This window comes from Winslowiella toletana (genome assembly GCF_032164335.1).
Lineage (GTDB): Bacteria > Pseudomonadota > Gammaproteobacteria > Enterobacterales > Enterobacteriaceae > Erwinia > Erwinia toletana_A.
Map to the genome: position 1 here is coordinate 2,225,648 of NZ_CP134152.1, position 19,891 is coordinate 2,245,538.

The following is a 19,891-nucleotide window of genomic DNA, read 5'->3' on the forward strand; positions in this document are numbered from 1 at the left end:
ATGAAATTCAGTGAACTCTGGTTACGCGAATGGGTAAACCCAGCCATTAGCAGTGAAGCGTTGTCCGATCAAATTACCATGGCCGGGCTGGAAGTTGACGGTGTTGACGCCGTTGCCGGTGCCTTTCATGGCGTAGTGGTTGGTGAAGTGGTGGAATGCGGTCAGCATCCCAATGCCGATAAACTGCGCGTGACAAAAGTTAATGTCGGCGGCGAACGCCTGCTGGATATCGTCTGTGGCGCGCCAAACTGCCGTCAGGGGCTGAAAGTCGCAGTGGCGACCGTAGGTGCCGTGCTGCCGGGTGATTTCAAAATTAAAGCGGCGAAACTGCGCGGCGAGCCTTCTGAAGGCATGTTGTGCTCATTCTCCGAGCTGGGAATCAGTGATGATCATGCAGGCATTATTGAATTGCCGGCTGATGCGCCAGTAGGCAGCGATATCCGCGAATATCTGCAGCTGAATGACAATACCATTGAAATCAGCGTGACGCCGAACCGAGCTGACTGTCTGAGCATTATCGGTGTCGCCCGTGATGTGGCGGTACTGAACCAGCTGCCGCTGAGTGAGCCTGCCATCGAACCGGTTGCCGCGACGCTGAACGAGACATTCCCGATTCGCGTTGAGGCTGGCGAAGCCTGTCCGCGCTACCTCGGTCGTGTGGTAAAAGGCATTAATGTGAAAGCCGCCACGCCACTGTGGATGCGTGAGAAACTGCGTCGTTGCGGGATTCGTTCTATCGACCCGGTGGTAGATATCACCAACTATGTGCTGCTTGAGCTGGGCCAGCCGATGCACGCGTTCGATCTCGATCGTATTGATTCGGCGATTGTGGTGCGTATGGCCGAAGAGGGTGAAACCCTGACGCTGCTGGATGGCAATGAAGTCAAACTGAACAGCGACACGCTGGTGATTGCTGATGAGAAGCAGGCGCTGGCAATGGGCGGTATTTTTGGTGGCGCGCACTCTGGCGTCAACGAAGAGACACAGAATGTCCTGTTCGAATGTGCTTTCTTCAGCCCGCTGTCGATTACCGGTCGTGCGCGTCGTCACGGTCTGCACACCGATGCATCTCATCGTTACGAACGCGGCGTGGATTCCGCATTGCAACATAAAGCAATTGAGCGTGCGACGCGTCTGTTGCTGGATATCTGCGGCGGTGAAGCCGGCCCGGTTATTGATGTGACTAACCAGGCTGCGCTGCCGAAGGCGGCCTCTATCACTCTGCGTCGTGAAAAACTGGATCGCCTGATTGGTCATGTGATTGCTGACCACCAGGTGACCGACATTCTGCAACGTCTGGGCTGTAAAGTGACCACTGGCAGCGGCGAGTGGCAGGCGATTGCACCAAGCTGGCGTTTCGATATGCAGATCGAAGAGGATCTGGTTGAAGAAGTGGCGCGCGTCTACGGTTATAACAATATTCCGGACGTGCCGGTGCATGCCAGCCTGGTGATGACTAAACATCGTGAGGCCAATCTTTCTCTGAAGCGCGCTAAAGCGATGCTGGTCGATAAAGGCTACCAGGAAGCGATCACTTACAGCTTTGTTGACCCTAAAATTCAGGCGCTGCTGCATCCGGGGGAAGAAAACCTGCTGCTGCCAAGCCCGATCTCTGCAGATATGTCGGCGATGCGTTTGTCGCTGTGGAGCGGATTACTGTCAGCGGTGGTGTATAACCAGAACCGTCAGCAGGGGCGTGTACGTCTGTTTGAGAGCGGTCTGCGCTTTGTTCCTGATACGCAGGCAAACCTCGGTATTCGTCAGGATCTTATGCTGTCCGGCGTGCTGAGCGGCAATCGCTATGAAGAGCATTGGGATCTGGCGCGACAAACAGTAGACTTCTATGATTTAAAAGGTGATTTAGAGTCTGTTCTGGATCTGACCGGTAAACTGGAGTCCATCGAGTTCCGTGCAGAAGCCAATCCGGCGCTTCATCCGGGGCAGAGTGCGGCGATTTATCTGCGCGGCGAAAAAATCGGATTTATCGGTGTGGTGCATCCGGAACTGGAACGCAAACTGGATCTTAACGGTCGAACCTTAGTGTTTGAACTGCTTTGGGATAAGGTCGCAGACCGCGTGCTGCCTGAAGCGCGCGAGATTTCTCGCTTCCCGGCAAACCGCCGTGATATCGCTGTCGTAGTGGCTGAAAACGTGCCTGCAGCAGATATTATCACTGAGTGTAAGAAAGTTGGCGTAAATCAGGTAGTTGGCGTAAACTTGTTTGACGTGTACCGTGGTAAGGGCGTAAATGAGGGTGAGAAGAGCCTCGCTATCAGCCTGATTTTACAAGATACCAGCCGGACACTCGAAGAAGAGGAGATTGCCGCTACTGTTGCACGATGTGTAGAGGCACTGAAAGAGCGATTCCAAGCATCCTTGAGGGATTGAACCTATGGCGCTTACAAAAGCTGAAATGTCAGAATACCTGTTTGAGAAGCTTGGGCTTAGCAAGCGGGATGCCAAAGAGCTGGTCGAGCTGTTTTTCGAAGAAGTCAGACGTGCTTTGGAAAATGGTGAGCAGGTTAAGCTGTCCGGTTTTGGCAACTTTGACCTTCGCGACAAGAATCAACGTCCGGGACGTAACCCTAAGACTGGCGAAGATATTCCGATCACGGCACGGCGCGTGGTGACGTTCCGCCCGGGTCAGAAATTAAAAAGTCGGGTTGAGAACGCTTCGCCAAAAGAAGACTGATTGACTCACCAACAAAAGGCCGCGTAAGCGGCCTTTTTCATGCCTGAAAAAAATGAAATGTGGATTATTTTAGAGTAGTTGCCGCACTGCAGCAGTGAGTTAAAAGGGTTTCAGAAAAGAAATTTCGCAGCAGTCATACAAAGAGCAGCCACGCCTATGATGGTGGCAGCGATCCATTTTGTCTGGCCGCTAATCTCCTTATGCAAATCACCCTTAGTGGCGAATTCATTAGAACGGGCAACCAGCTCGGCAAGGCCAGATTTTGTGGCAAACTCTTCGGAACGAATAGTCAGTTTAGTCAAATCCAGTTTAATCTGAGTAACGTCAGTTTCAAGCCTCTCGACTCGCTTCTCTAATCTGTCCATCATACCGCCTCCTCCGCTACCGCCGCCATGTTCATTAGGTGTTGGATTATCTTTAACACCAGAGTCTATTTTATTATCAAAAAGCCGTACAAGGTTATCTTTTACAGTATTCATTTGGCGTCCCCCTTATTTTCAGATGGGAACCAATCTGTTTCCAACCAAAGAGATACTATGAAGGCCCAGTAATAGCTGGTGAAGCCGCAATTGGTACATATAACACGATACTCACAGTTGTTAGTAGTAGCGGGTTCAGACTCTTGAATTTTATAATAAGTTACGTATTCATTTGAGGTGTTGGATGACGATCCATCCAGGCTGGCACCGTGCACGACATTATTCACTCTGGGTACAAATAGATGGGGACTGCCGCAGGACAGACAACACTGAGAGCCATTTTTGGCACTCAGAAAGGCAGAAAAAACTTCGGGTGATATAAGACTGAGAAGCTTCGATTCATCCATGTTGTTATTCATCACATATGCTCCAATGGATTAAGTTTTACTAAATCGTTCAGATAGTCCGGCGCGAAACGCACAAACTATCGTCTGTAAAATTGTGGAGCGCCCAAGAATTTTTTGCAACGATATGTTGTTGACACTGTTGATCATAAAGCGATCCGCAAACGTGTGGCGCATTACATGAGGTGCCTGGCCGGCAGGCAGGTCATGAACCAACGTTTTAGGCGTCTTGCGGACATTAAGTCAATCAGCGGTCGAGAAGATTTGTTGCCCATCATAACCGTCCAGACTACAGAAAAAATCCCCGGCATCTGTAGAATGCGTCGTGCAGAACCAGCAGGCTGAATAGTTCTAAATGCTGCCGCATGACAGTGACATAGAAAAATACAGCCCCCACAAACCGGGCTGTAACACACTCATTAAACGCAAAAAAGATCGAGAAAGTTCGGCTTTTTCTGCGTCCGCTTTATCACGCCTTATCAAACGAACAGAACCATGTAGGCGTTAGCGGATCTTAGGCGTATGTGGCGCTAAACCATATCCGGCTGCACAATTAGGATCTTGAAATTTGGCAAACGGCATTTTTCATTCTTTAAAAAATCCATCCTCTCTGGCTCAAAACCACCAAAATAATCAAAAACACTGCTTTATCAGGATTTAGTTGGCTAATTATTCTGGGGCGGGTATTATATGCACTATCTTAGCAACGTGAGGATGTGAGGCTGGTGCGATTGCCGCCGAAAACATAAACCCAATGACTTTCTCCAAAGGAATGCTCGTTACCCTTTCTACATCTCAATTCTTTATCACTGCGGTCATGGCCAGCGTTCTGGCATGGTGCAGCGAGCTATAGCGACTTCACAAAACGTTTAAAAACGACTTTTAGCACTGCGTTGCTGCGGCAACGGCGGTTAATCACGTGTTTTGTTTTGTGAGGAAACTATGATCTATTGGATCTTTTTATCTGTCGCCATCGTTTGTGAAATTCTTGGTACGCTGGCAATGAAATACTCCAGTCTGCACGGCGGCATCAGCGGCCATATCGCGATGTATTTGCTGATCGCGGCGTCCTATATTCTGCTGTCTGTGGCGGTTAAACGTATTGCACTGGGCGTGGCCTACGCACTGTGGGAAGGGGCAGGCATTTTGCTGATTACCCTGTTTAGCGTGCTGATGTTCAGTGAATCACTGTCGCTGGTTAAAGTGATAGCGTTAATCCTGCTGCTGGCCGGCATCACCCTGATTAAATCCGGTACTGAAATGCCTAAGCGTAAACGCAATGAGGTGAAACATGCAGGCTGAACATCTGCTGTACCTGTTGCTGGCGGTAGTGCTGGAGATTATTGCCAATATTATGCTGAAGAAATCGGAAGGTTTCCGCCGCTGGGGATATGGCGTGCTGTCATTACTGGCGGTATTGGGCGCATTCAGCGCGCTGGCTCAGGCGGTGAAAGGTATCGATCTGGCGGTGGCTTATGCGCTCTGGGGCGGGCTGGGTATCGCCGCGACCGTCGCCGCTGGCTGGATTCTGTTTAATCAGCGGCTGAACAAAAAGGGCTGGATCGGTCTGATTGTGCTGCTGGCCGGGATGGTGATGCTGAAACTGGCGTGATGCCAGAGTGTTAATCACGCAGCGGCTGAACGTATTGTGCTTCACGGTCGCTCCACAGTGTCAGGATTGCGTAAGCGGCGGGAAAGTAACGTGAAAATCATCCGTCAGCTGATAGTTAGCGCTATAAGTGATTGCTATAACAGGCTCATCTAATAAAGAGAGGTCAGCCTGATGAAAAAAATGGCTATATTACTTTGCGTCCTGTCTGGGATGCCGCTGCTGGCAAATGCTGGCGTGTCGATTGACATTCATTCACCCGGAATTTCTATTCAGCTTGGCGATCGCGATCAGCGTGGTTATTACTGGGACGGTTATGACTGGCGTGCGCCAGCGTGGTGGCATGACTGGCAGGGTCGTCATGTTGGAGCGCGCGGCCCGCGCGGTGATTACTGGAACGGCAATGGCTGGCAGCCACATGCGCCGCAGCATCACTCTCATTCACGGCCGCAGCAACAGAATCATCACCAGCCGGAACGACCACAGCATAATCATCATGATAAGCCTGGGGCGGGTAACGATAATCCTCATCAACGTCCTCCGGCGCAACAGCGTCATTAATTTCTCCCTTAAGGGCCAGCAATGCTGGCTCTTTCTTTTTCTGCATCAGCCACTACAATCAAAGCCTTGTTTTCACGGATAAAGAGTCACTGATGACGCTGATTTCCGAACTGTCGCATCGGGCAGCACGACGCGGACGGCGCTGGCTGATGGTGCTGCTGCTGCTGACGTTGATCACCGCAGCCATAAGTCTGTGCGCAGGGGAGAGCTGGATTGCCCCTGGCGACTGGTTCAGCCCGCAGGGGCAGCTGTTTGTCTGGCAGCTGCGTTTACCGCGTACGCTGGCGGTATTACTGGTCGGTGCGTCACTGGCGGTGGCTGGCGCGGTGATGCAGGCGCTGTTTGAAAACCCGCTGGCGGAACCCGGGCTGTTAGGCGTATCGAACGGAGCCGGTGTCGGTTTGGTATTAAGCGTACTGCTGGGAAGCGGCCAGCCGTGGAGCCTGAGTCTGGCCGCCATCGCCGGTGCCTTACTGGTGACGGTGCTGCTGCTGCGATTTGCCCGGCATCATCTCTCTACCAGCCGTTTGCTGCTGGCCGGCGTTGCGCTGGGAATTATTTGCAGTGCGATAATGACCTGGGCGGTCTACTTCAGCACCAGCCTCGATCTGCGCCAGTTAATGTACTGGATGATGGGCGGCTTTAGCGGTATAGACTGGCGTTACGGCTGGCTAATGCTGGCGTTACTGCCGATTCTGCTGTGGCTGACCTGCCAGTGGCGCGCGCTGAATTTGCTGATGCTGGGCGAGATTTCCGCGCGTCAGCTCGGGCTACCGATGGCGCTGTGGCGCAACTTACTGGTGATGGCGATTGGCTGGCTGGTAGGGGTCAGCGTGGCGCTGGCAGGCGCCATTGGCTTTGTTGGGTTGGTGATCCCGCACATATTGCGGCTCAAAGGGCTGACCGATCACCGCATACTGCTACCGGGATGTGCTTTCGCCGGCGCGACGGTGCTGCTGGCGGCTGATATCATCGCCCGGCTGGTGCTGAGATCGGCTGAATTGCCGATTGGCGTGGTGACGGCCACGCTCGGGGCACCCATATTTATCTGGTTATTAGTAAACCATCGCCGCTAGCGCAGGCTGGCAAATACACTACTGATACAGGAAATCCGCATGAGCATTTTTGATACAGAACTGGAAACGCTGGATGGTGAGAAAACCACGCTGAAACAGTGGCAGGGCGACGTGCTGTTAGTGGTTAATGTGGCCTCTAAATGTGGCTTAACGCCCCAGTATGAACAGCTGGAGCAGCTACAAAAACAGTGGCAGGATCAGGGGTTCAGCGTGCTGGGTTTCCCGTGCAATGCGTTCCTTGAGCAGGAGCCGGGCAGTAATGAAGAGATTAAAACCTTCTGCAGCACGACCTACGGCGTTACTTTCCCGATGTTCAGCAAAATTGAGGTTAATGGTGAAAACCGGCATCCGCTGTACGCTCAGCTGGTGGCTGCACAACCGCAGGCGGTAGCACCAGAAGGCAGCGGCTTCCTTGAACGAATGACCAGTAAAGGCCGCGCGCCGAAAGCCGCGGGGGATATTTTATGGAACTTCGAGAAATTCCTTATTGGTCGGGATGGTAAGGTGGTTCAGCGCTTCTCGCCGGATATGACCCCGGATGATGCGGTGATCGTCGACAGCATCAAGCAGGCGCTGGCAAAGTAAATGCTGCTGGAAATTGAACAGGCTGCGGTCGCCGGGCGACTGGCCCCGTTCAGTGCGCAGGTCAGCAGTGGGCAACTGATTCATCTGCTGGGGCCGAATGGTGCCGGAAAAAGTTCGCTGCTGGCGCGCTTGTCGGGTTTATTGCCCGGCAGCGGCAAGGTTCAGTTTCTGGGAAAGCCACTTGAAGACTGGAGTGGCAGTCAGCTTGCCCGTCATCGCGGCTGGTTGCATCAGCAGCAGTTGCCCGTCGGCCAGATGGCGGTTTTTCACTATCTGCAACAGCATCTGCTGCACGCCGACCAACCTTATGAAACGGTGTTACAGCAGGTTCTCGAGGGATTGCAACTTGGCGATAAGCTGGCGCGGCCGCTGAATCAGTTGTCCGGTGGCGAGTGGCAACGGGTAAGACTGGCCGCTGTGCTGTTGCAGATCGCGCCGGCGGCAAATTCCCAGGGGAAATTGCTGCTGCTGGATGAGCCGATGGCCGGGTTGGATGTGGCTCAGCAGGCGGCAGTCGACCGCCTGCTATTGCCGCTGTGCCAGGCCGGGGTAAGCATTATTATGAGCGGCCATGACCTTAACCACAGCCTGCGCCATGCGCAACAGGTGTGGCTGATGGCCGATGGTCAGTTAGTGGCGCAGGGTGAAACAGCCACGGTGATGCAACCTGAACGTCTTGAACAGGTGTATCAAGTGCCCTTTCGCAAACTGACGGTTGAAGGCCATCAAATTCTCACCACGTTAACGGAATAGCGGGCAGTCCCTTGCCAGAATCAATGATTTACCGCTACATTAAGTTTTTGTCTGATTGCAGGGAATGTCGGTTATGCGGATCTGGTTGTTGCTGGTTGTGGTTATTCTTGCTGGATGCAGTCGCCATGCTCCTCCTCCTGACGGTCGTTTGTCAGATCCGATAATGGTTATCGCCCAACTTAATGAACAACTGGGTCAGTGGCGCGGAACGCCATACCGCTATGGTGGGATGAGTCGCGGCGGCGTCGATTGCTCCGGTTTTGTTTATCTTACCTTCCGCGATCGTTTTGACCTGCAATTACCGCGTTCAACCAGCGATCAAACGGATATCGGCACCCGCATTGATAAAGATCAGTTGCTGCCAGGCGATCTGGTATTTTTCAAAACCGGCCGTGGAGAAAACGGCCTGCACGTCGGCATTTATGATACTGATAATCAGTTTATTCACGCCTCAACCAGCAAGGGAGTGATTCGATCTTCACTCGATAATGTTTATTGGCGTAAAGTATTCTGGCAGGCGCGACGCATTTAATAAGTGTTGTAGTAATTAATAAACTGAGAAGAATTTAGGATAAATGCGTATTTCTTCGCCGGAAAAAATAGAGCATGATGAATGCTGGTTTTCGGCGAAGTGAATGAGATTAATTTGTATTAGATGGCGGTTTTATATTTACTTAAGCCATATTTTTTCTTTTTTCATCACTGACGCTGTCAGAAAACCTGCCTTACACGCATCTGAAATCTCAGCAACTGCTCGATTTACGACAATTTAAAGATTAATTTTATTTAAGCATCTTTCGGTTTTTTTTCTGCCGAAAAATGACTAAGTGTCTGATAGCGCATTAGCACTATTGATTGTCATAAATTGTTGTTATAGGATGCACAAACTGCCACTTAATAATGGCTTATCAAAATGAAAATCCATTTAGCTGCCGACTACCGTAGTAACGCAGCATTTTATCCGGTATATACCCTGACGGGTAGGCTGACTGCTGTAGAGCTGATCTCATGGTTCTCGGACGAAAACGCCAATGTTGCGATTCCGGCAGAGATGCTGATTCCGCAACTGACATTCGAACAGCGTATATCGCTACTGCAAAGTCAAATAACGCTGGTGGAGAAATATCGGGAATTTTTCAGCTATCACGATCTATATGTCGCGATTAATATTGATGAAATTATCGCGCAGGCGATTTTAGAAAGTGAGTTTCTTTTACACAAGTTAGGCCTGCTGGATTGCCTGGAACTGGAAATAAATGAAAGTTTTACTGATTTATCCGCAGGTAAAGATAATCCTTTACTGGCTGCGCTAAATGATCATTTTTCTCTCAGTCTGGATAATTTTGGCGCAGGAAAAGCGACGGCGAAAGCGGTATACGATGACCTGTTTAATCGTATCAAATTAGATAAGGGGTTTATCCAGCACAATATCAAACGGCGCTCATTTGCACCGTTTATTAATGCCATACTGGATAATATAACGCCACACTGCCAGCAGGTGATTGTACAGGGAATTGATGATATTCAGGCGCTGGCAACCATTCGTCAGTATCCTTTTGCCGGAATTCAGAGTGCGTTATTTCCGGCGACGGATGAACTCTCTTTAGCGGCTTTGCTGAAGACTCCAGCGTTACTGATGCCGCCCGCAGAGTCACCGTAAACGGAATGTATGCCCTGTAAATTAGCACGCACAGGGTTTACACTGACAGCATTGTGGCCGTTTTACTGACTGATTCTTATCAGAAAAGGCCCCAGCGATGTCTTAAGGAGGCACCATGCAGTTCAATAACAGCTGGTTTAACGAGCTGCCGGGCTTTTATACCGCACTGAATCCCACCCCGTTGAAAAATCCGCGTCTGCTTTATCACAGCAGGTCACTGGCACAGGAGTTGGGCCTTGATGAAAGCTGGTTCAGCCAGGATAAAGCCGCTATCTGGAGCGGCGAGACGCTGTTGCCTGGCATGCAGCCGCTGGCGCAGGTCTACAGTGGCCATCAGTTTGGCGTCTGGGCCGGGCAACTCGGTGACGGGCGGGGTATTCTGCTGGCAGAACAGCAATTGCCGGACGGACGTAAAGTTGACTGGCATCTGAAGGGAGCAGGGCTGACACCTTACTCACGGATGGGCGACGGACGTGCCGTACTGCGTTCAACGCTGCGGGAGTTTCTCGCTTCAGAAGCGATGCATCATCTCGGGGTGCCAACTTCTCGGGCCTTAACCGTGGTCACCAGTGAAGAGCCGGTTTACCGTGAAAGCGCCGAGCGTGGTGCGATGCTGTTGCGTGTGGCCGAAAGCCATCTGCGATTTGGTCATTTTGAGCACTTTTTCTATCACGGCCAGCAGCAAAAAGTTCAGCAGCTGGCAGACTATGCTATCGCGCATCACTGGCCGACACTGGTCGATCAACCTGATCGCTATCAGCTGTGGTTTACCGATGTGGTGAAACGCACGGCGCGACTGATTGCTCACTGGCAGAGCATCGGCTTTGCTCACGGCGTGATGAATACCGATAATATGTCGATTATTGGTATCACGCTGGATTACGGCCCTTATGGCTTTCTCGACGACTATCAGCCGGATTTTATCTGTAATCACTCTGACCATCAGGGGCGTTATGCATTTGATAATCAGCCAGTGGTGGGGCTGTGGAACCTCAATCGCCTGGCGCATGCGCTTTCCGGGCTGATGACCCCGGAACAGTTAAAACTGGCGCTGGCTGAGTATGAGCCAGAACTGATGCGTGCCTGGGGCGAGAAGATGCGTGCCAAACTGGGACTGTTGACACAGGATAAAAGCGATAACGACATTCTTACCGGGCTGTTGTCGCTGATGACCAAAGAGGGCAGTGATTATACCCGTACCTTCCGTCTGCTCAGTGCCACACAGCAGGATGAAACGCGCTCGCCACTGCGTGATGAGTTTATCGACCGCGATGCCTTTGACCACTGGTATCACGACTATCGTCAGCGACTGCTGCGCGACGAGAAGAGTGATGCTGAACGTCAGCAGCTAATGAAATCGGTTAATCCGGCGATTATTCTGCGTAACTATCTGGCGCAGCAGGCAATTGAGCGTGCGGAGCAGGATGATATCAGCGTACTGACGCGGTTGCATCAGGCGCTCGCCCGTCCGTTTGACGATGCGCCTGAATTTGCGGATTTGGCGAAACGTCCGCCAGACTGGGGTAAGAAGCTGGAAGTGAGTTGTTCAAGTTAACGGCGCAGGGCGATCTGGGGCACGGCTTCACTGGCGTGAGGCAGTACCATCAGGTCGGCCTGGTACCAGCGCGTCAGAATCGATTCGGTCATCACCTCAGCTGGCGTGCCGCTGGCAACCAGCTTGCCGCAATGCAACAGCATCATGCGATCTGACCACAGTGCAGCCAGGTTCAGGTCGTGCAGCACGCAGCATACCGTTAGCTTGCCATTACGCGTCAGCTGATGCAGCAGGCGCAAGGCGTGTTGCTGATGGTAAAGATCGAGCGCCGAAGTCGGCTCATCGAGAAATAACCAGCCTTGCGGACCGTCGTCGTGCCAGAGTTGTGCCAGCGCTCTGGCTAACTGCACCCGCTGCTGTTCGCCGCCGGAAAGCTGCCGATAATCGCGCTTCGCCAGCACATCACAGCCGGTTAATGCCATCACTTCTCTGACTACCGGTGCTGCCGGCTGCTGCGGCCAGGGCGCGCGACCCATCGCAACCACATCTTCAACCGCCAACGGAAATGCTACCGCGCTCTGCTGACGCATGACTGCACGTTGCTGTGCCAGAGATTGACGCGGCCAGCGATCGAGCGGTATCTGCTGTAGCTGGCAACTGCCGTCAGAAGCCATCAGATAACCGGTAAGCAGGCGCAAGAGCGTTGATTTACCGGCACCGTTTGGGCCAATCAGGGATACCATCTCACCGGCGCGCAGCTGCAATGAGACGTCGTCAATCAGCGTGCGTCCGGCGACGCGATAACTGAGGGAACTGGCCTGTAACTGGTTATGCATGGCTGCTTCCCTGACGACGTAAAATCAGCCACAGAAACCACGGGCCGCCCAGTAGGCTGGTTAACAGTCCGACCGGCATTTCCGCCGGTGCCACCAACGTGCGTGCCAGCGTATCGGCAACCAGCAATAAAATTGCGCCAGCCAGCACTGAACCCGGCAACATCCAGCGGTGATCGGCACCGAGACAGATACGCATCAGATGCGGCACGACCAGGCCAATAAAGCCGATGATACCGCTAACTGCCACCGCAGCGGCGACCAGCAGTGCGCTGAGAATTAATAAATGACGCTGGGTACGCTGCACATCCACGCCGAGATAATGGGCTTCCTCTTCACCAAGCTGTAGCAGATTCAGCCGTGCGGCCAGCCACTGAATCAGTAGTGCGGCGGGAATAATCAGTGAGGCAGAGGCCAGTAAGGTTGACCACTGAGCTTGTCCGAGACTGCCCATTCCCCACAGCGATAACTGACGCAGCTGCTGATCGTTACTGACCCATGACAATACGCCAACCGCCGCGCCACAAAGGGCGTTGATGGCAATCCCTACCAGTAACAGACGGGATAATCCCGCCTGACCCGAGCGGGTCAGCGCAAAGATAATCAGCGTAATCGCCATGCTGCCGATAAATGCTGCCAGCATCGGCAGATAAAGGGCGAGGATGGCGGGCAGCGCCAGCGGCAGTACTAACGCAAGTGCTACCGCCAGTGCCGCTCCGCTACTGATACCCAGCAGGCCGGGATCGGCCAGCGGATTGCGAAACAGCCCCTGCATCACGGCACCTGACAGCGCCAGCGCCGCGCCGACCAGCATCGCCAGCAGCACGCGTGGCAGACGAATATTCAGCCAGATTTGCCACAGCATGCTGTCGGCTGGCGCGGCCCACAGCATCGGTAACGACAGGCGCATTGCGCCAATATTGGCCGCCAGCACCGCCAGTACTAACAGCGTAATCAGCATGGCGAACAGCCAGCGTAGCGGTAAACGCGCAATCATTTTGCTATTGCTTCCGCCGCTTTACGCAACTTAAGGATGGCCGAAGGTGTGTCGATGCCAAAGCCGAGCAGCGCCATATCATCCACCACCAGCAGCTGATGCTGCTGTCCGGCAGGCGTCATTGCCAGCCCCGGCAGCTTCCACAGGTTGTCTTTGCCACCCAGCGTGCGCAGGCCATCTTCACCCACCACCACCAGCTGCGGCGCGCTGGCAATCACCCCTTCCTGTGAAAGTGGCTGGTAACGCTGCACATTGCCCATCGCATTCTGCAACCCGGCGGTCTGGATCGCTGCGTCGGCCGCCGTGCCACGCCCGGCACTCATGGTGGTGACGCCGTTGTGCGCCATGATAAACAGCACTTTCACCGGCAGCGGCTGGCGATTCAGCGTAGCCAGCTGTTTATCAAGGCGTTGCTGCAAACTTTTGCCCGCCTCTTCGCGCTGCAGTGCCTGAGCAATCGTGCTGATTTTATCGTCGATAGCCTTGATATCGGCTTTACCGCTGACGGTCACCACTTTTACACCGGCTTGCTGCACCTGCTCCAGCGCCATCGAGGGTTTAGCCAGCTCACTGACCAGTACCAGCGTCGGTTTTAATGCCAGAATGCCTTCGGCATTAAGCTGGCGCATATAGCCGACATCCGGCAGTTTGGTCGCCAGCGCCGGATGCAGGCTGGTACTGTCGCGACCCACCAGATTTTGCTGGGCGTCGAGTGCATAGACAATCTGCGTGACGTCGCCGCCAATCGATACCACGCGCTCAGTCGCCAGTGCCGAAAGCGGCAGAGCGAGCAGGGCGATTAGCCAGCGTTTCATGCGGCAACTCCTTCGCGGGTTAACGCCGCCAGCTGTTCACGCCACTGCGTCTGCTCAGGTTGCCCCTCGCTACGCTGACCATACAGTTGGGCAATTTGCGTGCCGTCGGCAGCAAACAGCTCGAGACTGGTGACAAAACCGTCAGCGGTCGGTTTGCGGGTTACCCAGCTTTCGGCAATGGCATCCTCAATCAGATGCAGGGTAAATTCACGGTTGAAGATATTGATCCAGTTATCCATCGGCATCAGCTTTTCAACGTTGCCGGTAAAGATCTGCACGCAGCCGCGGTTGCCAACGAAGATCATAATTTCGTTAGCGTCAGTTTTTGCCACTTCAAGAATCTGGCGCAGCGACTGATTGCTGACCTGACAGGCCAGATCGCTGGCTACTGCGTGGAAGGCTTGCTGGCGGCTGATATTGTGACGCTTCAGCAGGCGGAAAAACTGATGCACGTCGGTCATTGCGCGCCACTCTTGCTCAATCAACGCGGCATCGGTGACCTCACTGGTCGCCTCGGTAACCAGCGGCGTCACGATCAGATCGCTGGCTTGCGGTTGTACAAAGCGTTCAACCAGCGCCTGCCATGCGGCAAGATCGGTTTTATCGGTGGTATAGACTTTCAGTACCGCATCGCCCTGTGCATCAAAGAATTGCAGGCTCTGACGTTCGCCGCGCGCATTTTGCTCTTTCAGTGCAAAGGCACTGTGCCACTGATTAACGAACAAACGTTGGTCCAGCGCGCGTGGATTCAGCACCAGCCCGGCATGGTCGCTGAGATGCAGGTTACTGTAGTGACCCACCTGCTCGTGCACCGCGTATTCATTGCGGGTAATGGATTTGGTTTCACCGACCGCTTCCAGTGCCTGAAGCATTTCACGCATCTCATTGCGCAGCTGCTGTGCATCATGTCCGACGCGGGAATGGGTCAGCTCTGCTTCGCTGATCGCCATATCGGCCGCCAGATCGCGGGCATATTTTTTTGGATTAGCGGCTTTCAAAGCCTGGTATTGCTGATAAATCATGTTCATGGACTGCTTCCTTGTTTCAAATTCGCCCTGCGGTTTCTGGCAGGGCGCAATTATTACCACTGGTAACTGACGAATACTTTGCCGTTGATCCCATCCTGCGGAATGCCCTGCGTAGAGTAGTACTCTTTTTCAAAGGCATTAGCCAACACCAGAGTAGTGGTCAAGCCTTTCAGGCGATCCTGACCTTTATAGCGCAGGTAGAAATCATTGACCGCGTAGCCAGGTTGGTTGGCATAGGTTGAACTGATATGCGTTGAACGCTCAACAAAGGTGCCGACCCAGCCGACCGAGAAGGCAGTCTGGGCAATCGGCACATCGAGGATGCTGGTAACGGTGTCTGGGTTCAGGCTGGAGATCCACTCGCCGGTATCGCTGTCTTTACCACGAGTACGGTTATAGGCCAGATCCCAGCTGAACACGTCGGTGTTGTACTTCAGAGACATATCCCAGCCCCAGATTTTCGCCTGCGGCACGTTGTAAGACTGGGTCGTGGCGGCGGCAAAATCGACAGTGGTCGAAATGTAATCCTTCGCTTCGGTATCGAAATAACTGGCCTTGAATTCGATTCCGTCGTTAGCCATCAGCAGGTCGTCAAAGCGTAAACCAAAACCGGCTTCACGCGTTGAGTTGGTCTCAGGGCGCAGGTTCGGATTTGGCACCCAGCGGTTAACGTAGCCCGGGAACGAGAAGTGTACGTCGTCGTTATACATCTCGCCCATGGTTGGCGCGCGGAACGCCTGCGCATAGGAGCCGAACAGCATCAGCCAGTCGGTTGGCGTCACAGAGAGCGCGGCGCGTGAGGACCATTTATCGGCATCGACATCGGCATAGCCATCGCTGCTGCCGCTATAGTTATCGTAGCGGGTACCGAGCACCAGTGAAGCCGGAATATCGCGCAGGGTAATTTCATCCTGCAACCAGCCGGAAGAGAAGTCGATTTTCGCCTGTGGGAAGCTGGTGGTGGTTCCGCCCGGATGCTGCTCCTGGCGGTAGTATTCGCCGCCATAAGTGAACAGGTGAGAAGCAAAACTGTCGGCAAACAGGCGGCTGCGGTTGTCCAGCTTCAGTCCTTTGGTGGTCTGTTCGCGATACTGACTGCCGGTATCACGGGTTCCGGCATTAATTCGGGTTTCAGACCAGTAGGTGGTCAGGTTGGCATTCAGCCACTCCATATCGCTTGGATCGAGGTGATAACCCAGCTGTACATCGCGCTGAATGGTGGAACGATCGGTCATCAGGTTACCGGTACCAGGCTGAACCACCTGTGGGTTAACCGGTTCCTGAGCGTTGTTGTTGTAGTAACGCAGGCTGCCGCTTAAGGTTTGTGCCGGATCCAGTTTCCAGCTGCCTTTTGCCAGCAGATTACTGATACTTTCATCGTTTGGCGCATCAGCACCGCTGCTTTGTCGAATATCACCGCGGTCGCGGCTGCTCCACGACAGCACGCCATCAAGATCGTCAGTACGGCCAAAGGCGCTGGCGCCTAAACCGAAGCTGTGATCGCCGGTTGCCGCGTTGCTGAATACGCGATAACCACTGTTTTTACCCGGTTCCAGCAAATCGGCGGCATCCACCGTTTCATACGAGATAACGCCGCCCAGCGCGCCGCTGCCATACAGTAGCGCTGAAGGGCCACGCACCACTTCGATGCGTTTAATTAACGCCGGATCAAGAAACACACTGTTCAGGTGGCCAGTATCGGTTCCCTGACGAATGCCGTCTACCAGCGTTAAAACGCCGCGGCGATCGTAGCCACGCATACTCAGGTCCTGGCCATTAGTACGACCGGTACCGCTGATGGTTATCCCCGGAACGTTGCGCAGCATATCGGCGGCAGAAGAGGCGGTTTGTGACTCAGGCGAATTGCCATCAATCACCGTCACCATCATCGGTGCTTCAAAGCTGCTGCGCGAGTTACCGGTAGCGACCACCGTCATTTGATCGTTTTTTGCGTTAGTTTGGTTGCGATCGCTGGCGGTGTCAGCTGCCTGTGCGAAAAGCGGTAAAGCACAGGAAATAGCCAGCGTTAAACGCGACAGGCGCGGACCGGCTGAAGGTAAGTGAGGCATCAATGCAACTCTCCATATTATGGTATCCCGGGGATAGCCTCGGGAAGTGTCAGGAGCTGGCTGCCTTGGCTTAATGCCTGGGTGGCTGGCGGTTATGAGATTTTTAGGTTACTTCGTCAGGATAAGTTTACCGGCCTGGGTCTGACGCAAAATGTATTGCTGACCCTGATGCAGGATGACAACGCGACCTTCACTGCCTAACAGCAATTTGCTGTCGACCTGCCGCAGGCTGTGCCCGGTTTCCGGTATGGCGCAGGTGGAAGGGGATTTATCCATAAAGCTACCTGTTAATAATGTAAATTGTTTTCACAATGATAATCATTATCAACAAATGTTTCATCCAGGCAAGGATAAAATTGTCAAAGCGAGGGAATGTTGGCGAATTTGCAACTTTATGCTAATAACGCTGGCGGTTTTCCCGCCAGCGTCGGGGGATCAGAAGCGGCAGTCGATGGCTTGCGCCAGCAGGGCCAGCACGGCTTCACTGTCTTCCCAGCCGAGGCAGGGATCGGTAATTGACTGGCCATAAACCAGCGGTTGTCCGGCAATCACTTTTTGCGTACCTTCCTGCAGGAAGCTTTCAATCATCACGCCAGCAATCGCCTGCGATCCGTCGCGGATCTGTTGCGCCACCGATTCTGCCACGTCGCGCTGGCGGCGATGTTGTTTCAGACAGTTGGCATGGCTGAAGTCGACGACCAGCTGTTGCGGCAGGTGAAACTCGCGCAGGCTGGCAGCGGCGGCGGCAATATCTTCCGCATGATAGTTAGGCTGTTTGCCGCCGCGCATAATGATATGACCGGACGGATTGCCGCTGGTCTGATAAATGGTCATCTGCCCGTATTTATCAGATGACAGAAACATATGGCTGGCACGCGCCGCACGGATGGCATCGACGGCGATTTGCGTGTTGCCATCGGTCCCATTTTTAAAGCCGACCGGGCAGGAGAGAGCCGACGCCATCTCGCGGTGAATCTGGCTTTCAGTGGTACGCGCGCCGATGGCACCCCAGCTGATCAGGTCGGAAATAAACTGGCCGATCACCATATCAAGAAATTCGGTGGCGGTTGGCATTCCCAGCGCATTGATATCCAGCAGCAGCTTACGGGCGATTTCAAGGCCATGATTGACGCGAAAGCTGCCATCGAGATCGGGATCGGAGATCAGTCCTTTCCAGCCGACCACGGTACGCGGCTTTTCGAAATAGGTGCGCATTACGATTTCCAGCCGATGCTGGTGTTTAACCCGTAAAGCGTTAAGTCGGGTAGCATACTCAACGGCAGCTTTGGGATCGTGCAGTGAGCAGGGGCCAATCACGACCAACAGGCGTTTATCTTCCCCGGTCAGGATACGGGCAATGCGTTTACGTGACGCTGTCACGTTTTCTGCAATGGCGGCGGTTATCGGATGCTTTAACGCCAGTTGCTCAGGCGTAATCAGGCTCTCGATGCGCGCGGTTCGCAGTTCATCTGTTTTATTCATCTGCATCTCTGAAATTTTTTTCTTCTCAACGGCAAAAGTGCCGGGAAGTGATGGCGATCACAATAGCCCAAATAGCGATGAATTCAACTGGCTGAAGAGTTAAAACGCGGCATCTGCCACAAAAAGCCGCGGCAAAGCGGCTCTGTTGGCGAGCTGAGCTAATACATATGGCGATTCAGCCCCATGATATCGAGGATTTTGGTGGCAATTTCCTCCACCGAGTAGTTGGTACTGTTGAGGTAACGAATCTGGTGGGTGCGGAACAGCGCTTCGACTTCGCCTACCTCCATCCGGCATTGCCGCATTGAGGCGTAGCGGGTGTTTTCCGCCCGTTCCTGACGAATCGCCGACAGGCGTTCCGGATCGATAGTCAGCCCGAACAGCTTCTGCTGATGCGCTTTTAGCGCCGGTGGCAATTTCAGATTATCCATATCATCGGCAATAAACGGATAGTTGGCGGCACGCACGCCAAACTGCATGGCCAGATACAGGCTGGTGGGGGTCTTACCGCAGCGCGATACGCCTAACAGAATCACCTGCGCGTCTTCCAGCCCGCGCAGCGAAATGCCATCATCATGCGCCAGTGCGTAATCAATGGCGGCGATACGCGCATCATACTTGCCGAGGTTGCTGGCAGTCAGGCCGTGGGTGCGGTGTGCCACCGGAGCCGGAGCCATACCCAGCTCTTCCTGAAGCGGAGCAACCAGCGACTGAACAATATCCTGGCAAAAGCCGTCGCTTTGCATAATGATTTCACGTACGTCCGGCGTGACAATCGAGAAAAACACCAGCGGTCGAATACCGCTTTTTTGATAGATGGCGTTAATCTGACCTTTTACCGCCTGCGCCCGCTGGACATTCTCAACAAAAGGTAGCGTGACGCTGTTCATGGCTACCGGAAATTGCGACATCACCGCGTGACCCAGCACTTCAGCAGTAATCGCCGTACCATCCGAGATGTAGAAAACACTTCGTTCGCCTGCTGCGTCCATTTTATCTCCTGCTAATGATCTCTGCTGCATCTGATTGTATCGGTGAAGAGGATTAACGCCACCTGACAGAATGAATCATTCACATTTAAATAAAGTGAATGATTTATTTTTAACCTTTCGATATTGAATTAAATCATAATAAATGAAATGGCGTTTCTTTTTTTTAATTGTTGATTATAACGCTTTCTCTGGTGTGAAACGGTTATTTAGCTCGGATTTTGTTGCGCAAAAGAAATAGAGCTCTGATTAAAGGCTATTTAACTAACAATCTGATTATGATGGGTTTTTGTTGATTTTTGCTCGTTGCGCAACGAAATGAGTTTAGCGCGGAGTTTTCTTAAAAACACTTTTTTAATTTGCTTGAACGATTCACCACTTCCTCTTTGCATTCTCTCTGTGCCAGGCTGAAGACGTGATATCT

The 19,891-nt window shown here is 53.1% G+C and carries 20 protein-coding genes; 11 read left to right on the forward strand and 9 right to left on the reverse strand.

Annotated elements, in window-relative coordinates; all coding sequences use genetic code 11:
- Together pheT and ihfA are read left to right on the forward strand one after the other, a co-directional pair.
- Complete coding sequence (gene pheT / locus RIN69_RS10495) at nucleotides 1-2,388, forward strand: phenylalanine--tRNA ligase subunit beta (RefSeq protein ID WP_313857289.1); 2,388 nt, start codon at nucleotides 1-3, stop codon at nucleotides 2,386-2,388.
- 4 nt (nucleotides 2,389-2,392) lie between these two features.
- A complete protein-coding gene (ihfA, locus tag RIN69_RS10500) occupies nucleotides 2,393-2,692 on the forward strand; it encodes an integration host factor subunit alpha (RefSeq protein ID WP_017802142.1) in 300 nt (99 codons plus the stop codon).
- A gap of 110 nt (nucleotides 2,693-2,802) precedes the next feature.
- On the opposite strand, the gene RIN69_RS10505 is transcribed toward ihfA, so the two are convergent.
- On the reverse strand, nucleotides 2,803-3,171 hold the full coding sequence (locus tag RIN69_RS10505) for a hypothetical protein (protein ID WP_313857291.1): 369 nt from the start codon (nucleotides 3,169-3,171) through the stop codon (nucleotides 2,803-2,805).
- Nucleotides 3,172-4,457: 1,286 nt separating this feature from the next.
- Here RIN69_RS10505 and mdtJ point away from each other — a divergent pair.
- The 9 genes from mdtJ to RIN69_RS10550 all read left to right on the forward strand — a co-directional run bounded on the left by mdtJ (nucleotide 4,458) and on the right by RIN69_RS10550 (nucleotide 11,314).
- On the forward strand, nucleotides 4,458-4,817 hold the full coding sequence (mdtJ, locus tag RIN69_RS10510) for a multidrug/spermidine efflux SMR transporter subunit MdtJ (RefSeq protein WP_313857293.1): 360 nt from the start codon (nucleotides 4,458-4,460) through the stop codon (nucleotides 4,815-4,817).
- A complete protein-coding gene (mdtI, locus tag RIN69_RS10515; protein WP_313857294.1) occupies nucleotides 4,807-5,127 on the forward strand; it encodes a multidrug/spermidine efflux SMR transporter subunit MdtI in 321 nt (106 codons plus the stop codon). The genes mdtJ and mdtI overlap by 11 nt, the downstream gene beginning before the upstream one ends.
- Nucleotides 5,128-5,307: 180 nt before the next feature.
- Nucleotides 5,308-5,685 (forward strand): DUF2502 domain-containing protein, encoded by a 378-nt coding sequence (locus tag RIN69_RS10520; RefSeq protein ID WP_390902512.1) that lies wholly within the window; start codon nucleotides 5,308-5,310, stop codon nucleotides 5,683-5,685.
- Nucleotides 5,686-5,777: 92 nt separating this feature from the next.
- Nucleotides 5,778-6,761 (forward strand): vitamin B12 ABC transporter permease BtuC, encoded by a 984-nt coding sequence (gene btuC, locus RIN69_RS10525; RefSeq protein WP_390902513.1) that lies wholly within the window; start codon nucleotides 5,778-5,780, stop codon nucleotides 6,759-6,761.
- A gap of 39 nt (nucleotides 6,762-6,800) precedes the next feature.
- Nucleotides 6,801-7,346, forward strand: coding sequence for a glutathione peroxidase (locus RIN69_RS10530; RefSeq protein WP_313857297.1), 546 nt, complete (start codon nucleotides 6,801-6,803; stop codon nucleotides 7,344-7,346).
- Entirely contained in the window at nucleotides 7,347-8,099 is a 753-nt protein-coding gene (btuD, locus tag RIN69_RS10535; RefSeq protein WP_313857299.1) for a vitamin B12 ABC transporter ATP-binding protein BtuD, read from the forward strand.
- A gap of 73 nt (nucleotides 8,100-8,172) precedes the next feature.
- Entirely contained in the window at nucleotides 8,173-8,631 is a 459-nt protein-coding gene (locus RIN69_RS10540) for an NlpC/P60 family protein (protein WP_313857300.1), read from the forward strand.
- Nucleotides 8,632-9,012: 381 nt separating this feature from the next.
- Nucleotides 9,013-9,759: an EAL domain-containing protein gene (locus RIN69_RS10545; protein WP_313857302.1), complete on the forward strand. Its 747-nt coding sequence runs from the start codon at nucleotides 9,013-9,015 to the stop codon at nucleotides 9,757-9,759.
- A gap of 115 nt (nucleotides 9,760-9,874) precedes the next feature.
- Complete coding sequence (locus RIN69_RS10550) at nucleotides 9,875-11,314, forward strand: protein adenylyltransferase SelO (RefSeq protein ID WP_313857303.1); 1,440 nt, start codon at nucleotides 9,875-9,877, stop codon at nucleotides 11,312-11,314.
- Here the strand turns inward: RIN69_RS10550 and RIN69_RS10555 are convergent.
- From RIN69_RS10555 to ppsR, 8 genes are all read right to left on the reverse strand, one after another.
- Nucleotides 11,311-12,090 (reverse strand): heme ABC transporter ATP-binding protein, encoded by a 780-nt coding sequence (locus RIN69_RS10555; protein ID WP_313857304.1) that lies wholly within the window; start codon nucleotides 12,088-12,090, stop codon nucleotides 11,311-11,313. The genes RIN69_RS10550 and RIN69_RS10555 overlap by 4 nt on opposite strands.
- On the reverse strand, nucleotides 12,083-13,084 hold the full coding sequence (locus RIN69_RS10560; protein WP_313857305.1) for a FecCD family ABC transporter permease: 1,002 nt from the start codon (nucleotides 13,082-13,084) through the stop codon (nucleotides 12,083-12,085). The genes RIN69_RS10555 and RIN69_RS10560 overlap by 8 nt, the downstream gene beginning before the upstream one ends.
- Nucleotides 13,081-13,899 (reverse strand): heme/hemin ABC transporter substrate-binding protein, encoded by an 819-nt coding sequence (locus RIN69_RS10565; protein WP_313857307.1) that lies wholly within the window; start codon nucleotides 13,897-13,899, stop codon nucleotides 13,081-13,083. The genes RIN69_RS10560 and RIN69_RS10565 overlap by 4 nt, the downstream gene beginning before the upstream one ends.
- On the reverse strand, nucleotides 13,896-14,927 hold the full coding sequence (locus RIN69_RS10570) for a hemin-degrading factor (RefSeq protein WP_313857308.1): 1,032 nt from the start codon (nucleotides 14,925-14,927) through the stop codon (nucleotides 13,896-13,898). The genes RIN69_RS10565 and RIN69_RS10570 overlap by 4 nt, the downstream gene beginning before the upstream one ends.
- 53 nt (nucleotides 14,928-14,980) lie before the next feature.
- Nucleotides 14,981-16,996 (reverse strand): TonB-dependent hemoglobin/transferrin/lactoferrin family receptor, encoded by a 2,016-nt coding sequence (locus RIN69_RS10575; RefSeq protein ID WP_313857310.1) that lies wholly within the window; start codon nucleotides 16,994-16,996, stop codon nucleotides 14,981-14,983.
- 108 nt (nucleotides 16,997-17,104) lie between these two features.
- Nucleotides 17,105-17,272 (reverse strand): hemin uptake protein HemP, encoded by a 168-nt coding sequence (gene hemP / locus RIN69_RS10580; protein WP_313857311.1) that lies wholly within the window; start codon nucleotides 17,270-17,272, stop codon nucleotides 17,105-17,107.
- 159 nt (nucleotides 17,273-17,431) lie between these two features.
- Nucleotides 17,432-18,478 carry a 3-deoxy-7-phosphoheptulonate synthase gene (locus RIN69_RS10585; RefSeq protein ID WP_313857313.1) on the reverse strand — a complete coding sequence of 349 codons (1,047 nt, stop codon included), beginning with the start codon at nucleotides 18,476-18,478 and terminating at the stop codon, nucleotides 17,432-17,434.
- 158 nt (nucleotides 18,479-18,636) lie between these two features.
- Entirely contained in the window at nucleotides 18,637-19,470 is an 834-nt protein-coding gene (ppsR, locus tag RIN69_RS10590; RefSeq protein WP_313857315.1) for a posphoenolpyruvate synthetase regulatory kinase/phosphorylase PpsR, read from the reverse strand.
- Nucleotides 19,471-19,891 lie beyond the last annotated feature (421 nt).

Coding starts and splice junctions, on each gene's coding strand:
- RIN69_RS10540 (WP_313857300.1), top strand. CDS start 8,173: ATGCGGATCTGGTTGTTGCTGGTTGTGGTTATTCTTGCTGGATGCAGT.
- btuD (WP_313857299.1), top strand. CDS start 7,347: ATGCTGCTGGAAATTGAACAGGCTGCGGTCGCCGGGCGACTGGCCCCG.
- pheT (WP_313857289.1), top strand. CDS start 1: ATGAAATTCAGTGAACTCTGGTTACGCGAATGGGTAAACCCAGCCATT.
- ihfA (WP_017802142.1), top strand. CDS start 2,393: ATGGCGCTTACAAAAGCTGAAATGTCAGAATACCTGTTTGAGAAGCTT.
- RIN69_RS10570 (WP_313857308.1), bottom strand. CDS start 14,927: ATGAACATGATTTATCAGCAATACCAGGCTTTGAAAGCCGCTAATCCA.
- mdtJ (WP_313857293.1), top strand. CDS start 4,458: ATGATCTATTGGATCTTTTTATCTGTCGCCATCGTTTGTGAAATTCTT.
- RIN69_RS10530 (WP_313857297.1), top strand. CDS start 6,801: ATGAGCATTTTTGATACAGAACTGGAAACGCTGGATGGTGAGAAAACC.
- mdtI (WP_313857294.1), top strand. CDS start 4,807: ATGCAGGCTGAACATCTGCTGTACCTGTTGCTGGCGGTAGTGCTGGAG.
- btuC (WP_390902513.1), top strand. CDS start 5,778: ATGACGCTGATTTCCGAACTGTCGCATCGGGCAGCACGACGCGGACGG.
- RIN69_RS10520 (WP_390902512.1), top strand. CDS start 5,308: ATGGCTATATTACTTTGCGTCCTGTCTGGGATGCCGCTGCTGGCAAAT.
- RIN69_RS10565 (WP_313857307.1), bottom strand. CDS start 13,899: ATGAAACGCTGGCTAATCGCCCTGCTCGCTCTGCCGCTTTCGGCACTG.
- RIN69_RS10545 (WP_313857302.1), top strand. CDS start 9,013: ATGAAAATCCATTTAGCTGCCGACTACCGTAGTAACGCAGCATTTTAT.
- RIN69_RS10585 (WP_313857313.1), bottom strand. CDS start 18,478: ATGAATAAAACAGATGAACTGCGAACCGCGCGCATCGAGAGCCTGATT.
- RIN69_RS10560 (WP_313857305.1), bottom strand. CDS start 13,084: ATGATTGCGCGTTTACCGCTACGCTGGCTGTTCGCCATGCTGATTACG.
- RIN69_RS10550 (WP_313857303.1), top strand. CDS start 9,875: ATGCAGTTCAATAACAGCTGGTTTAACGAGCTGCCGGGCTTTTATACC.
- RIN69_RS10505 (WP_313857291.1), bottom strand. CDS start 3,171: ATGAATACTGTAAAAGATAACCTTGTACGGCTTTTTGATAATAAAATA.
- RIN69_RS10555 (WP_313857304.1), bottom strand. CDS start 12,090: ATGCATAACCAGTTACAGGCCAGTTCCCTCAGTTATCGCGTCGCCGGA.
- ppsR (WP_313857315.1), bottom strand. CDS start 19,470: ATGGACGCAGCAGGCGAACGAAGTGTTTTCTACATCTCGGATGGTACG.
- RIN69_RS10575 (WP_313857310.1), bottom strand. CDS start 16,996: ATGCCTCACTTACCTTCAGCCGGTCCGCGCCTGTCGCGTTTAACGCTG.
- hemP (WP_313857311.1), bottom strand. CDS start 17,272: ATGGATAAATCCCCTTCCACCTGCGCCATACCGGAAACCGGGCACAGC.